This window comes from Pseudomonas sp. DW-iso17 (assembly GCF_058725345.1).
In genome coordinates, this window is record NZ_JBZXEA010000032.1 from 70,758 (window position 1) to 85,720 (window position 14,963).

15 protein-coding genes are annotated in these 14,963 nt (G+C 59.3%); 12 read left to right on the forward strand and 3 right to left on the reverse strand.

Going from position 1 to position 14,963, the window contains the following annotated elements; genetic code table 11:
• Positions 1-23: 23 nt before the first annotated feature.
• From AC4PS6_RS18565 to AC4PS6_RS18575, 3 genes are all read right to left on the reverse strand, one after another.
• Positions 24-305: a peptidylprolyl isomerase gene (locus AC4PS6_RS18565; protein WP_014718212.1), complete on the reverse strand. Its 282-nt coding sequence runs from the start codon at positions 303-305 to the stop codon at positions 24-26.
• A gap of 108 nt (positions 306-413) precedes the next feature.
• Positions 414-908: a DUF1543 domain-containing protein gene (locus AC4PS6_RS18570; RefSeq protein WP_336826321.1), complete on the reverse strand. Its 495-nt coding sequence runs from the start codon at positions 906-908 to the stop codon at positions 414-416.
• A 630-nt stretch (positions 909-1,538) separates the two neighbouring features.
• The gene (locus tag AC4PS6_RS18575; protein WP_014718214.1) at positions 1,539-2,054 is read right to left on the reverse strand and encodes an Hcp family type VI secretion system effector; all 516 of its coding nucleotides are present in this window, start codon (positions 2,052-2,054) and stop codon (positions 1,539-1,541) included.
• A gap of 469 nt (positions 2,055-2,523) precedes the next feature.
• On the opposite strand from AC4PS6_RS18575, the gene tssA reads away from it, so the two are divergent.
• From tssA to icmH, 12 genes are all read left to right on the forward strand, one after another.
• Entirely contained in the window at positions 2,524-4,068 is a 1,545-nt protein-coding gene (gene tssA / locus AC4PS6_RS18580) for a type VI secretion system protein TssA (RefSeq protein ID WP_336826667.1), read from the forward strand.
• Between the two features lie 24 nt (positions 4,069-4,092).
• Positions 4,093-4,590 (forward strand): type VI secretion system contractile sheath small subunit, encoded by a 498-nt coding sequence (tssB, locus tag AC4PS6_RS18585; RefSeq protein WP_014718216.1) that lies wholly within the window; start codon positions 4,093-4,095, stop codon positions 4,588-4,590.
• A gap of 27 nt (positions 4,591-4,617) precedes the next feature.
• A complete protein-coding gene (tssC, locus tag AC4PS6_RS18590) occupies positions 4,618-6,096 on the forward strand; it encodes a type VI secretion system contractile sheath large subunit (protein ID WP_336826324.1) in 1,479 nt (492 codons plus the stop codon).
• A 14-nt stretch (positions 6,097-6,110) separates the two neighbouring features.
• Entirely contained in the window at positions 6,111-6,512 is a 402-nt protein-coding gene (gene tssE, locus AC4PS6_RS18595; RefSeq protein WP_019817601.1) for a type VI secretion system baseplate subunit TssE, read from the forward strand.
• Positions 6,502-8,289 carry a type VI secretion system baseplate subunit TssF gene (tssF, locus tag AC4PS6_RS18600; RefSeq protein ID WP_133633905.1) on the forward strand — a complete coding sequence of 596 codons (1,788 nt, stop codon included), beginning with the start codon at positions 6,502-6,504 and terminating at the stop codon, positions 8,287-8,289. Before tssE ends, tssF begins: the two co-directional genes overlap by 11 nt.
• A complete protein-coding gene (gene tssG / locus AC4PS6_RS18605; protein ID WP_019817599.1) occupies positions 8,253-9,260 on the forward strand; it encodes a type VI secretion system baseplate subunit TssG in 1,008 nt (335 codons plus the stop codon). The genes tssF and tssG overlap by 37 nt, the downstream gene beginning before the upstream one ends.
• Before the next feature lie 104 nt (positions 9,261-9,364).
• Positions 9,365-10,894, forward strand: a complete 1,530-nt coding sequence (locus AC4PS6_RS18610; RefSeq protein ID WP_032903853.1) for a sigma-54 interaction domain-containing protein — start codon at positions 9,365-9,367, stop codon at positions 10,892-10,894.
• Positions 10,895-10,929: 35 nt separating this feature from the next.
• Complete coding sequence (locus tag AC4PS6_RS18615; protein ID WP_014718222.1) at positions 10,930-11,061, forward strand: hypothetical protein; 132 nt, start codon at positions 10,930-10,932, stop codon at positions 11,059-11,061.
• A gap of 11 nt (positions 11,062-11,072) precedes the next feature.
• Positions 11,073-12,269: a type VI secretion system-associated FHA domain protein TagH gene (gene tagH / locus AC4PS6_RS18620; protein WP_019817597.1), complete on the forward strand. Its 1,197-nt coding sequence runs from the start codon at positions 11,073-11,075 to the stop codon at positions 12,267-12,269.
• A gap of 5 nt (positions 12,270-12,274) precedes the next feature.
• A complete protein-coding gene (gene tssJ, locus AC4PS6_RS18625) occupies positions 12,275-12,760 on the forward strand; it encodes a type VI secretion system lipoprotein TssJ (protein ID WP_014718224.1) in 486 nt (161 codons plus the stop codon).
• Between the two features lies 1 nt (position 12,761).
• A complete protein-coding gene (gene tssK / locus AC4PS6_RS18630) occupies positions 12,762-14,090 on the forward strand; it encodes a type VI secretion system baseplate subunit TssK (protein ID WP_336826329.1) in 1,329 nt (442 codons plus the stop codon).
• A 5-nt stretch (positions 14,091-14,095) separates the two neighbouring features.
• Entirely contained in the window at positions 14,096-14,956 is an 861-nt protein-coding gene (gene icmH / locus AC4PS6_RS18635) for a type IVB secretion system protein IcmH/DotU (protein ID WP_014718226.1), read from the forward strand.
• Positions 14,957-14,963 lie beyond the last annotated feature (7 nt).

Consider the following 14,963-nt stretch of genomic DNA (forward strand, 5'->3'; position numbering starts at 1 on the left):
TTATAGCATCAGCGCAGATTGAATCAATCCTGGCGGCTGGTGACTTCCAACAGGTGATAGCCGAACTGGGTCTTCACCGGGCCTTGCACGGTGTTGACCGGGGCACTGAAGACCACGGTGTCGAATTCCTTGACCATCTGGCCTGGGCCGAACGAACCGAGGTCACCGCCCTGACGGCTGGATGGGCAGCTGGAGTTGGCTTTAGCGACTTCTGCGAAATCAGCGCCGCCTTCGATTTGGGCCTTGAGTTCGTTGCACTTGTCTTCAGAGGCAACGAGGATGTGACGGGCGGTGGCTTTGGCCATGGTGAGTAACTCCTAGAGTAAAAAACGGTGAGCGTACCGGATTCAGGCGGTTATTTCTCGGCAAAGTTCCACTGGGTTTTCAGTCGCCGCTGTTTAGGTCATGCCGGTTCAAGGTAGTACGAGATAGTCGTTGCGCTGCACGATCGCTTGGTGCGCTGCTTGCAGCAGGTGGATATAGCGGCCGTCCACCAGGTCGATGGGCAGGCAATCGTCGATATCCAGCACCGTGTCGGTGTGGGCCTGGGACCAGTGGCTGAGCATCTGCTGCTTACCTTTGCGCATGGCCTCCTGTTTGTTACGGGCGATCACCAGCAGGTAGTGGTGGGCTTCGCCAAAGCTATTGGCCTCGTAGCCGCCGAGGTTGATGAAGTACAGGCGCGGCGCATCGCCGTGGGGCGCCAGGTGGCTCAGTTCAACCTTCCAGCCGTCGACGCCATCGACGGCCATCCATGAATCGATGTGTACGCCTTTGGGGCTGCCAAACCAGGCGTCGCGTAATTGTGGGTAGGTGGCTTGCAGGGTATCGGCCACTGCGAATACCACATCGTGTACTTCGATCCTGGCTCGCGGGTGCTTTCCCCCGAGCATGACGACAAACAGCATTACCGGTGTTTCCTGGGGAGTGGTTAGAGGGCAACCATACTGCGATTGAGCTGGTTTGTCCGGTTGTGATGAGGCCTGTGTGTCGCGACGCTGAACCTGTGGGAGCTGGCTTGCCTGCGATAACGCCCTGACAAGCAATACCTATCTACCTGACACCCCAGGATCCAACTGTGGGAGCTGGCTTGCCTGCGATAACGCCCTGACAAGCAATACCTATCTATCTGACACCCCACAATCCAACTGTGGGAGCGGGCTTGCTAGCGAAGGCGGCCTGGCAGTCAACACAGTTGGATTGTGTACATATCCATTTCTGCGGTAACGGCCACCTAGGGTTCCGCCCAACGGCGGCTCACTTTCGAAAAGCGCGAAAGTAAGCAAAGCGCTCTTGCCCCACCACTCGGCACCTCGCTTGGGCTCGGTGTGCCCGAACGCAGGCTTGAATCCGTGGGCCGCCGCCACGCGCCATCCATGGCGCGGGGCGGCTAACCCGGCGTCCTGCCGGGTTACCCACGAATTCAAGCCTGCGTTCGGCCAGCGTGGTTTAACGGGGCGCCTGAGATCAAGATCAAAAGCAGATCAAGATCAACAGCGGCTCGCTTCGCATCGTGGTTACCGTCTTTACTGCTCGCGTTAACCCGTCACTGGGCTGCGCCAGTCATCCGAGCCGGACGTCCCGGCCACTTCGTGAGTCCAGATAATCTTGCGATAGGTGAAGTGCACATCCTCCAGGTGGGTAAAGTGGGCGTTGTCTGGGTCTTGGCAGTTGGGCATGCGAGATTGGATGTCAACGATGGTGGCGCCTTCCAGTTCAATCGTGAAGTAGTGCTCCTGGGTTCCGGCCGAGGAGGTGCGCAGCCACTCCAGGCGGCAGGACACTTCTTCGCCGGTGGTCAGGGCGCTGAACAGCAAGGGTGAGGATTTATCGAAAACCTTGCTGATCATCAGGGGTTTATGCACGCGCTGACCGGTCGGCTGGCCCGATTGCGGGTCGCGGGGAATGATCACCTGATGAGCAAACGCCTGCACCAGAATCTGGTCCTCATGGCCTTCCTGATAAATGTTGCCTACCGAGTCCTGGGTAAATGTGCCTGCCGTAATCAAACCTTGTTTGACACCAGTGATGGAGAGGTACGCGGGTGTGGGCATGACGGGTTTCCTTGCCTGATTGAGTAGGTATTGCCGGGCAGCGAGAGCGCTGAGCGGTCAAGTGCCTTTAACAAGAAGCGTGCCTGAAAGTGTGAGGCTCAATGAAATAAGGGCGAAGAAGACTCAGTGGCCGTTATTGAGAATTTGTTGTAGGGCTGTGGGTGAGTTTTTAGCGCTATTAGTTGCACGCCTATGCGCACTTAGTTGCTCATGTCATGTGTTTTTGTAAATGCAAGGCTGTGGGCGCTTGAGAGTGTTTTCTAGTTGGATAGACTGCGCAAATAACTGCGCATGTCTTTATTTTCAAGCTGCGTAGGATGTTTCTTAAGTTCCGTTCCGTTACTTGCTGATTGTTTTTTTCGTGGCTAAGGTTCGTTCACTTCGATGTGGTTTGAACGGAAGTTAAAAGGTTTTTAACAACGACGTTAATTTTGCCTGTTTTGCCTTGGATGGTTGTGTGCAGCCCAAAATAGTTTATTCAGAACAGCTATATGACTATTGCCAGGAACTTGCCCGGACAGCGTGTTCGCCAAGCAGTTTTGTTGGTAGCGACATGCGTTTTTCAAACGAGTTTGAGGTGCTGGAAACCGAGTTGGGCAAGGCTCACTCCATTCATGGTGCGGGGCTGCCGGATTGGCAGAAGATCAGCGAGATCAGCGAGTGCATTTTGCGTGAGCATTCCAAGGATCTGCGCGTTGCCGCCTGGTTGACCTGGGCCCTGTATCAGCGTGATTCATTCGCTGGGTTGCTGGCTGGTCTCGGTGTGCTGCGCGAACTCTGCGAGCACCATTGGACGCAGGTCTATCCAGTTAAGCTGCGTACCCGCGTTGCGGCGTTTGGCTGGTTGGTGTTGCGCCTTGAGCAAGCGTGCGCGCACAACCTGCCGCTCAGTGATCAACGGCCTTTATTCCAGGCGCTGTTGGAACACCTCGAATGTCTCGATCAGATATGGGGTGAACAGCTTGGCAGCGAGGCGCCGCTGCTGTTGCCGGTTCGCCGGCAGCTGTCGGCGCGCTTGGCCCAGGCTGCTGCCGAACCTGGCGACGTCGCGGGCGTCATTGCCCGGGTCAAACCTGCGCCAAGCCCGCTGCCGGCCCCCGAGCAACCGCTCAATAACGAAAAAGACGCGCACAAACGGCTGCGCGCATTGCAGGAGCAGGCTTGGCCTTTATGTACCTGGTGGTTGCGTCAGGATGCGGCCGACCCGCGCGCCTTGCGCCTGGGCCGAACCTTGGCCTGGCTGATGCTCGTCAATTATCCCGACGCCAATAATGAGCGCGTCACGGCGCTGCGCCCATTGGCTACCGACAAGCGCAAGCGCTATCAAGACCGCTTCAGCCAAGGCCATTACGCCGATCTGTTGCTTGAACTCGAGGTCAGCCTGGCCGGTGCAATGTTCTGGTTCGATGGTTTGCGCATGGTCTGGGAGTGCCTGGAGGCCTTGCACGCAGACCTCGCCATGACCGAACTGGAAATGCAATTTGCTCTGCTGCTGCATCGCCTGCCGAACCTGCCTGAGTATCGGTTCGAGGACGGCACGCCCTTTGCCGACTCCGCGACAGGTGAGTGGATCGCATTTCACGTCATGCGTCACCTGCACAAGCCTGAGCCCTCCAATGTCGTCGTCGACAGCGCTGCTCAGCCCTGGGAAGCCGCGTTGCAGGCGGTGATGCCCTGCCTGCGCAAAGACGGGCTCAAGGCCGCGGTGAGTGTGCTCAAGCAAGGGCTGCGGGCGGCGTGTGGTGATCGAGCGCGTTTTCACTGGCACCTGGCGCTGGCCAGGTTGTGTGTGGCGGCCGGCAAGCATGACCTGGCCAGGATCCAGCTGGAACAACTCGACCTGCAATTACAGCGCACGGGCCTGGAAAGTTGGGAGCCGGAGCTGGCCATGCAAGTGGGCCAACTGCTGTATCGCTGCTACGACCTGTTGCCACAAAACCAAGCCGTACAAGACGGAAAAGACACCCTGCATCGCCGGTTATGCCATTTCGACCTGGAAGCAGTACTTGAATAGCGCCTCATCAAAAGGAGAAGCACCATGGCCAAAGACGGTTCGGTAGCCCCCAAGGAACGTATCAATATTACCTTCAAACCCGCGGTCGGTAGCGCTCAGGAAGATGTCGAACTGCCGTTGAAGCTGCTGGTGCTGGGGGATTTTTCCCAGCGCGCGGACCCACGCAAACTCGAAGATCGCAAGCCCATCGGTATCGACAAGCACACCTTTGACGAGGTGTTGGCCAAGCAAGCATTGAGCCTGACGCTGAGCGTTCCCAACCGCCTCCAGGATGCAGCCGACGTGGAAGAACTGCCGGTTCAGGTGCGAATTAACACCATGAAGGACTTCAACCCCGCGAACCTGGTGGAGCAGATCCCGCAATTGCAAAAGTTGATGGCATTGCGTGAGGCATTAGTGGCGCTCAAGGGACCGCTGGGCAATACGCCCAGCTTTCGCAACGCTATCGAGCGGGCGTTGGCCAATGGTGACTCTCGCGCACGAGTGCTCGCCGAACTGGGCCTGGATAGGCCTCAAGCCTGACGTTTTCAGTAAAAGGACACTGACACCATGACCACCATTCAACACGGCACGCAACCCGTACAGGTTATCGAAAGCGGTAGCATCCTCGATAACATCATTTCCCAGACATTGCTCAGCGCCGACGACGAGGCTTATGGCATCGCCAAGCGCGGCGTGTCGGCGTTTATCGCAGAGCTGGTCAAGCCACATAATTGTGACGAACCCGTAAAGAAACGCCTGGTCGACCGGATGATCGCCGAGATCGACACCAAGCTCAGCGAACAAATGGATGAGGTCCTTCACCATCCGGACTTCCAGGCGTTGGAGGCTTCGTGGCGAGGCTTGCAGTTGCTGGTCGATCGCACCAATTTTCGCGAGAACATCAAGATCGAACTGTTGAATGTTTCGCGCGAGGACCTGTTGGATGATTTCGAAGATTCCTCGGAAATTACCCAGTCCGGGTTATACAAGCACGTCTATAGCGCCGAATACGGTCAGTTCGGCGGTCAGCCGGTGGGCGCGATCATTGCCAATTACTTTCTTTCGCCCAGTGCGCCCGATGTGAAACTGATGCAATACGCATCCAGCGTCGCCGGCATGGCCCACGCGCCCTTTATCGCTGCAGCGGGGCCAAGTTTCTTCGGCTTGGAAAGCTTCACCGGGTTGCCCGACCTGAAGGATCTGCGGGACCATTTCGAAGGCCCGCAGTTTGCCAAATGGCAAAGTTTCCGGCAGAGCGAAGACGCACGATATATTGGCCTCACCGTGCCGCGCTTTTTGCTGCGCACCCCGTATGACCCCCTTGAGTGCCCGGTCAAGACCTTCGCCTACCAGGAGAACGTGGTTAACAGCCACGAGCATTACTTGTGGGGCAATACCGCCTATGCCTTTGCCACTCGCCTGACCGACAGCTTCGCGCGCTTTCGCTGGTGCCCCAACATTATTGGCCCGCAAAGCGGCGGGGCGGTCGAAGACCTGCCGCTGCATCACTTCCAGAGCATGGGCGAGATTGAAACCAAGATTCCTACGGAGGTGCTGATTTCGGACCGACGTGAGTACGAGCTGGCACAAGAAGGTTTCATCGCCTTGACCATGCGCAAGGGCAGCGATAACGCAGCGTTTTTTTCCGCCAGCTCCGTGCAGAAGCCCAAATCGTTCGGCATCAGTGAGGAGGGCAAGGCGGCAGAGCTGAATTACCGCTTGGGCACCCAATTGCCCTACATGATGGTGGTCAACCGCCTGGCTCATTACCTCAAAGTGCTGCAACGGGAGCAGTTGGGCGCGTGGAAAGAGCGGACGGACCTGGAGTTGGAGCTCAACAAATGGGTTCGCCAATACGTGGCGGACCAGGAAAATCCCAGTGCCGAGGTGCGCGGGCGGCGCCCCTTGCGCACTGCGCGCATTGTCGTCAGCGATGTCGAGGGCGAGCCTGGCTGGTACCGGGTCAACGTTACGGTACGCCCGCATTTCAAATACATGGGGGCAGACTTCACGTTGTCCCTGGTCGGGAAGCTCGATAAAGAATGAGCAGAAGCCAGGGCATGCTTGAGCACAACAGCCTTTTCGAACGCCTCGAGCAGGGGGCGTCTAACCCGGGTGCCACCGTGGCGTCCATCGCCGCACATTTGGGGAAAATGCTCAGCACTCGTGCGGGCAGTGTCCAGACGCTGCCTGATTATGGCTTGCCTGACCTCAATGACATGCGGCTCAGCTTGCATGAGTCCTTGAGCCAGTCGCGGCTGCATATCGAACGTTTTATCCAGGCCTATGAGCCGCGGCTGACGAACGTACGTGTCAGGCTGTTGCCGGTTGTGCGTGACTCCTTGTCCCTGGCATTCGCCATTGAGGCTGAGCGGATGATTGCGGGCGTACTGCATCCTGTAGTGTTCCACGCGCGCCTCACGGATACCGGGCGGGTTGAGGTCTGTGCCAATGACGCTTAACCGTTATTTTCAAAGCGAACTCAGTGCGTTGCGCCAACTGGGGCGACGTTTTTCCGAACGTAATCCCGCCCTGGCGCCGTTTCTCGGCGAAGCGGGCCAGGACCCGGATGTCGAGCGCTTGCTGGAGGGCTTTGCATTCCTGACCGGGCGCTTGCGTCAGAAGCTGGATGACGAACTGCCGGAGTTGACGCACTCGTTGATGCACTTGCTCTGGCCCCATTACATGCGCCCGATACCGGCCTTCAGCATCTTGCAATTCGACCCGTTGAAACGCGCCGGCCCAAGCGTTCGGGTGGCTCGGGATACCGCCGTGCAAAGCGCTCCCATCCACGGTGAGCGTTGCCAGTTCCGTACATGCTATCCCACCGATGTCATGCCATTGCAACTCACTGACCTGGAATACAAATGCCAGGGCGAAGGGGCCTGGTTGGATTTGCGCCTGTGCATGAGTGTCGACGGCAGCTTCAGTGAGTTGGAATTCGATTCGCTGCGACTGCACCTGGCCGGCGACCACTACATCAGTCAGGGCCTGTACTTGGGCCTATTGCGTCATCTGGCGGGAATCAGCCTGCAGCTCGTGGATCACGATGGCCTGCCGATCAGCGCCGGCGATGACCAACCCCTGACGCTGCGGCTCAATGCCAACCAGGTCCGGCCAGTGGGGTTTTCCCAGGAACAGGCGCTGATTCCTTATCCGCAGAACACGCTGGAGGGCTATCGGCACCTGCAGGAGTACTTCGCGTTTCCCGAGAAGTACCTGTTTGTCGATGTCGAAGGCTTGGAGGTGTTGCACACGTTGTCTCACGAGTTGCTCCGGCAGGCGCACGGCCTGGTGATGCGTTTCGAGCTCCGCAGTCAGGGCCGCGAGCCCCTGCGTCCTACCTTGGATAACGTAAAGCTGTATTGCACGCCCATCGTCAACCTGTTTACTCAGGATGCAATTCCCATTCGCCTGGACGGTAAACAGGACGAGTACCTTTTGGTACCTGGGGAATACACGCCGGGCAATGCCAGCGTGTATTCAGTGGACCGGGTCACCGGCTGGCGCCCCGGTGGCTTGGGCTATCAAACCTACGTGCGGTTCGAGTCGTTTGAACATGACTGCCACAGCGAGCCTGTGGCGGCACCGCCCAGCTACAGCATTCGCCAACGTTCGTCGGTTCAACATGGTGGACTCGACACCTGGATGGGGTTCGGCAATCGCCGCAAACAGGGCCAGGAAACCCTGTCGGTCGAACTGACCTGTACCAATTGCAACCTGCCACGGCAATTACGTGCAGGCGATATCAACCAGCCCGGCGAACACACACCGGAGTCGTTGACGTTTCGCAATATCACCGCGCCAACGGCGAGCTACGCACCGCCCCTGGACCAGGATTTCCTGTGGAATCTCATCAGCAATATGTCGCTCAACTACTTGTCGTTGACCGACATCAACGCCTTGAAGGCGATTCTCGCAACCTACGACCTGCCGCGTTATTACGACCGCCAGGCGCTGAAGGTCAGCCAGAAAAGACTGGCGGCTTTGCGCGCCATCCATCATGAGGCGACGGATCGCCTGCATCGTGGGTTGCCCGTGCGAGGGGTGCGGGTCGATCTGACGGTCGATTCCCAAGGCTTTGTCGGCCAGGGCGACTTATTTGTATTCGCTTCGGTCCTCAATCAGTTCTTTGCGCTTTATGCCAGCCTCAATTCCCATCACGAGTTGCGTGTCATCAGCACACAAGGAGACGTGTATTTATGGCCATCCCTGACGGGACAACAGCCCCTGCTCTGAATCAACTTTGCCGTGGTATCCGTGAATACACGTTGTTCCAGGCGGTTTTGCAGGTGATCGAGCGATTGCGTGAGGCTCATCCGCTGCTGGATGAGGACGCGTTGTACGACCAGTTGGAGTTCCAGGCCAACCCTGGCTTGGGCTTTGCCGCGCACGATATCGACCGAGTGGAGTTCTTTATGGAGCATGGACATTTGCGCGCACGCCTGCGCCTCAATGTACTGGGGTTATTTGGCGCCGGGTCCCCACTGCCTGCGTTTTATGGTGAGCAGGCATTTGCCGAGCAGCCAGGCGGCAACCCGACTCGAGATTTCCTGGATATGTTCCATCATCGCTTGCACCGGCTGATGCTCCCGATCTGGCGCAAGTACCGCTATCGGGCGTGTTTCCGGGCAGGCGCCAATGATGGTTTTTCCGAGCAGATGTTTGCCTTGACGGGTCTGGGCGGCACCGCAATCCGTGGCGCTTCCCAGCTCGATTGCAAACGCCTGCTGCCCTACCTGGGCCTGCTGAGTGTGCGTGTGCACTCGGCGGCGTTGATCGAGTCGGTCCTGCGCTACTACTTCAAGCACGACGCGTTGTTTATCGAGCAGTGGGTTGAACGCCAGGTCGAGATCAGCCCGGTCCAGCGCAATGACCTGGGGCGGGCCAACAGTGTGCTTGGCGAGGACCTGGTGCTGGGGCGCCGCGTCGCTGACCGCAGTGGCAAGTTCAGGGTGCATGTCCGCGCGTTGGGGTGGCAGCGTTTTCACGACTTCCTGCCCACGGGAAAGGCCTATCAGCCGCTGCGTTCGCTGGTGCGCCTGACCCTGCGCGACCCATTGGAATACGACCTGCGTCTGGTACTGGCGCAGGGTCAGATCAGGGCTCTGCACATTGGCGAAAACACGGTTTGCCGCCTGGGTTGGACCACCTGGCTGGGGCACGAGCGGGCCGATGGCGTAGTCACGCTAACCCGTAATTTTCATTAGGGATGAATGGACATGATGAACAGGGATTTGCAACGCATGATCGGCGCACTGTCAGCACGGCTGGAAACAGCATCGGCCCTGGTGGATTTCTGCGGGTGCAGCCAATGACCGATAACCTGCCCGGTGGAGGGGCCGACGCGCTGAGGTATGCCGACGCGTTGTCTGCCTGTTTCGCACGCTTGGGGTTCGAGCGTGATGAACACGCGTTACCTGACGGATGTGTCAGCACGGCGGCCCGGCTGAGCCAATCTGACGTCAGCCAATTGTATCTGCTCGATGAAGTGACCGGCCGGCTTGAACTGATCGCCCAACATCTAGCCCAAGTGTCGTCGCTCACCGTCATGCCTCCACGGCCTGGTCAGCATTCCCAACAGTTGCTGCACGACGCCTTGACCCAAGGCACTGGGTTGAGCCTGGAGGATGTGCAAGGCAGCGGCCATGACACAGGTTTTCTGCCCGCATTGGCGACACCATGGCGTGCGCTATTAATCGTGCCGCTGTTCAATCAATGTGAGCGGATAACTGGGGTGCTGGTGTGCGCCCGCCAACAGCCGGCCCAGCTGCAAGGCTACGCCCCCTCGTTGGGGCATTTGGGCAGCTACGCCGTGAACCGGTTACGCGTACTGCGCGGTAGGCAGCCCAACGTCGGCCCAAAGCCCGCAGGCCACAAACCCTTGGCTGGCGCATACGGCCTGATTGGCACCAGCGCGGCAATGGAGCAGGCCTGTCGTTTGATCAGTAAAGTCCTGCACACCCCTTACACCGTGCTGTTGCAGGGTGAGACCGGCACAGGCAAGGAAGTGGTGGCCCGGGCCATACACACGGCCGGGCCGCGCAAGGCCAAGGCCTTTGTCGTGCAGAACTGCGCGGCGTTCCCGGAAGGATTGCTTGAAAGTGAGCTGTTCGGCTACCGCAAAGGTGCGTTCACTGGTGCCGATCGCAATCACGGGGGGCTGTTCGACGCCGCACATGGCGGTACGTTGCTGTTGGATGAGATCGGCGATATGCCGCTGCCCTTGCAAGCCAAGTTGCTGCGGGTATTACAGGAGGGTGAGGTTCGCCCGCTGGGTGCCAGTGCGGCACATAAGGTCGACGTACGCATCATTGCCGCGACCCACCGCGACCTCGCGGCGATGGTCGCCGAAGGGCGCTTTCGCGAAGACCTCTATTACCGTCTGGCTCAGTTCCCCATCACCTTACCGGCCCTGCGCGAGCGGGACGGCGATGTGCTGCAACTGGCGCGCCATTTCACAGGCAAGGTGTGCGCGGCGCTGGGGAGGCCACCTGTCGAATGGGCGAATACCGCCCTCGATCAACTGTCCAGCCATGGTTTTCCCGGCAACGTACGCGAGCTCAAATGCCTGGTGGAACGCGCCGTGTTGTTGTGTGACGACAGCGTGATTCGGCCCGAGCACCTGGCACTGCCGCCGGCACCAGAGCCGGCCACTCCCGATGACGTGACGCTGCGCCAGCGGATGGAGCGAGTGGAGCGTACGTTCCTGCTCGACTGCCTGCACAAGAACCATGGCAATCGCACGCGCACCGCGCGGGAGCTGGGGGTCGCCCGGCGCACCCTGCTTTACCGTCTTGCCCGTTTGAACATTCCCTTTGGCGATGCCCGGGAGGAACGCTAAATGGTGCACTTGATTTTTACTGTGGGAGAAACCTGATGCCTGATCGTCCATGGCACGTCGTCGTGCTGGTGATGTGTTTGCTGGGAGGCTGTAACGCTAACTATGTGTTCGATGATGCCGAGTACCACCCCATGGGTGACCCGCAGGCGATCATTCGTGGCCGCTGAAAGGAGGGGGCATGAAGCTGCAGCTTGTGTTTGAGGTCTGCGCGTGCGAAAGCGACCAGAGCCTACTTTTGGCCCGCAAAGTATTTGACGGTACAGGCGGCGTGATCGGGCGTGGTCCTGGATGTGACTGGGTGATCCCTGACGCCAGCCGCGTACTCTCCAGCCATCATGGATTGATCGGTTACCGTGAAGGACGTTATTTCCTCACGGATATCAGCCGCAACGGTATCGGGATGGCCAAGAGTCCTGAGCGCCTGCGCAAGGGGCAGGCACGATTGATCAGTGACGGCGACGTATTCGAGCTGGGGGTGTTGACGATACGTGCGCGATTGCTGGAATCGCCGCGACCTTCCGACGAGCTGCTGGCGCCAGCGGCGGTGCCGATCCCCGATGACGCTTTCCTGTCGCTGGACCCGTTGCATGGCTTGGATCTTGATCGGCAGATGCGGGCCACGTCGGATGATCTGGAGGCCTTGAACAAGAGCGCCGATGAGCAAGCGGTATGGGCAGATCACTATGGGGCCGATTGCGAGCACGTGGTATTGCCGCGGCGGCAAGACCCTTCGATGGAGGTTACCGCGGTACCCGCTGTCGCGTCGACGCTGTCGACCGACGAGGTGTTCTGGTCGCAATTTGCAGCGGTCCTGGGTATGGACCTGACGACCCTCGACACACCGGCCCGGGAGGCATTGGCGATCAAGGTGGCACGCTTGTTTCGGGTGACGATCGAAGGGCTGCAACAAGGTTTGCGCACCCGTGAAGAACTGAATAACGAACTGGGTATGGCGCCGTTCGCCAGTCAGGGCTCCGGCCAGAATCCCTTGAAAGTGTATAGCGACACCGATGCTGCTTTATCCGCGATGCTCGATACCCGGGAGTTGGGTCAACTGCCCGCGGTGCGCGCCATTGCCCAGGTGCACCTGGAACTACAGGTGCATCAGGTTGCGTTGCTGGCCGCTTGTCGAAGCGCCATGCGTAATGCCCGCGCTGTCTTTGAACCCAGCCATCTGTTGGGGTGTTTTGCGTCCCAGGGCAAGCCTGCCGGGTTTTTCTCCGATGGCGGGCGGTGGCGTGCCTACCAGCGTTACTACCAGCGTGTGGTGGCGCAAGAACAGTTGAATGATCGCCCGTTGGCCGGCGACTTCGCCAAGGCCTATGAGGAGCAGGTGCGCCTGATCTCCAGCCTGCACATTGATTTTCCAGGATGATAATCATGTATCGAGCCACCTTTGTTTCGTTGTTGCTCTTGTGCGGGCTGTTGGCGGGTTGCAGCGCCGTCTCGCCATTTTCCACGCTGACCAAGCTGGACGTGGTGCTGACTGCCAGCGAGCACGTCAACCCGGACTTGCACGGTCGTCCTTCTCCCGTGGTGGTGCAGTTGATCGAACTGCGCCATGGCGTTGCCTTTGAACATGCCGACTTCTTCAGCCTGTATGGCAATGCGCAGCACACGCTGCCAAAGGACTGGGTCGGCAGCGAGGAGGTTGAGCTGCGCCCGGGTGACCGGCTGGCGCTCAAACTGCGCATCGCTCCCGATAGTCGTTTTGTGGGAGTACTGGCCGCTTTTCGAGACTTGCCCCATGTCCAGTGGCGGCTGCTGGTGCCCTTGACGGTACAGCAACGCAACCGTGTCGAGCTGGTGCTGGACCAGGGCGGTATACGTGTTGCTGACCCGCTCGCCGGTGTGGAGGCGCAATAACATGCAGGTTCATAAAGTTATCTGGCAGGAAGGCATGCTGTTGCGGCCACAGCACTTGCAGCACAACGACCGTTATTACCACCAGCAGCTCAATCAGACCCGCCTGCTGGGCAGTGACACCTGGGGTTTGCTCACGTTCGAACTCAATACGCAGTACCTCAAGTTGGGCAAGCTGGTGGTCAACCAGGCCAGCGGCGTGTTGCCGGACGGCAGCCTGTTTGACTTGAATGCTGCCATGGAGCCGCTGGTGGTGCAGGTGCCAGAGGGTTCGGGCGCGCAAGGGGTTTACCTGGCGCTGCCGCTGGTCAGCGGCAGTCACCTTGAAGCCCGCCGGCCTGAGCAAAGTGACGTGTTGGCGCGCTACCTCAGCTGTGAAGTGGAAGTGGGGGATTCCAACGTGGGGGCGGATACGCGTTGCCGAATCCACTGCGCGCGCCCGGACTTACGTCTTCTGTTGGGTGGACAGCCGGGTGACCAGCACTTCATCAAGCTCAAGGTGGCCCAGGTACTCGACGCCAGCGGTGAAGGCGGTGTGAACCTGGATACGGCGTTCATCCCGACGTTTATCTTCGTGCAGGAGCATGGGTACGTGGCGTCGTGTCTCAAGGAGGTGATTGGCCTGCTTGCCAGTCGGGGCGATGCCATCGCGGCGCGCATTCGTGGCGAGAGCACGACCCAAGGCACACAAATCGCCGATTTCCTGATGCTGCAAGTGATCAATCGTAGTGAGCTGGAGCTGCGCCACTGCCTGAGCCAGACGCGGGTGCGGCCTGAAGCGGTGTTCCGTGCGCTGGTGTCGCTGCTCGGGGAGCTATCAACCTTCACCACTGAAAGTAAGCGCGCGCAGTTGGATGTTCACTATCAACACGGCGATCAGGGCGCCAGTTTTCGCGGGCTGATGGCGCAGGTGCGTACGGCACTGTCGGTGGTGCTGGAGCAACAGGCGATCAAGTTGGCATTGCAGCCTCGCCAGTACGGGGTGCTGGTATGCCCGGTCAGCGAGTTGAAACTGCTTGGCACAGCCACCTTCATCCTGGCGGCCACCGCGCAGTGTGAGGCGCAGGAATTGCGCCAGCGCCTGCCAGCCCACCTGAAAGTCGCGCCGGTTGAGCGCATACGCGAGTTGGTCAACCTGCACTTGGCCGGTATCAAGGTCAAGCCTTTGCCAGTGGCGCCGCGACAGATTCCTTTCCATGCCGGCAAGACCTATTTCGTGCTCGATATGAGCCCCCGTGATATCGCACAGCTGGAACAGTCGGGTGGTTTCGCTTTCCACGTAGGGGGTGAGTTCACCGGGCTTGAACTCGACTTCTGGGCCATCAGGAACTGAATGCCATGGACAGTGAATACACCCAGGATGAAAAAACCGTCCTGCTCGACCGGGAGACTCATGAGCCTGCCCAGGGGCCGTTGACGGATTTCCCATCGCCGCCGCGCTACGAACAGTTGGAAGACCGCATGATCTACGCCGGCCACAGGCTCGATACGCATAGCTTTCAGACAGGGCTCAACCCGCTGGTAGCCGCAGCCTTGGCGGTATTGTTCGAGGTTATTGGGATCAGGGTCTGCTCCGGCCGTGAAAACCTGGGCACGCTCAACGACCGATTAGTGTTGGCGGTGACTCAGTTCGAAACCCGCGCCTTGCAGGGCGGCGTGGAGAACAGCCAGGTCATGTCGGCGCGCTATGTGTTGTGCAGCGTGATCGACGAGGCGGTGGTGACGACACCGTGGGGGGCGCAAAGCGAATGGTCGAAGATGAGCCTGTTGAGCCGCTTCCATAACGAAACCTTTGGCGGCGAAAAAGTATTCCAGTTGCTGGAGCGCCTCACGCGCGACCCGGTGAAGCACCTGGCGATGCTGGAGTTGCTGTATCTGTGCCTGTCCCTGGGGTTCGAAGGCAAATACCGGGTGATGGAGCGGGGCGTGACGCAACTTGAGGCTGTCCGCGATGCCTTGTATCGCCAGATCAGGCACGTACGTGGGGAGCCGGCGGCGCAAGCGCTACTGCCTGCCCAGCAGCGGACCGACCGGCGCAAGCAGGTGCGGGTCATCCCTGCCACTTGGTGGGTCGGCCTCACCTTGGTGTGTGTGTTGGCGATGTACACAGGGTTTGCCTGGGTGCTGAGCAACGAGCGTACAAACGCGCTGCACCCCCTTCAACTTTCGGCGTCGGATCTGGTCCGCACGCCCTTGTAAACGCTGG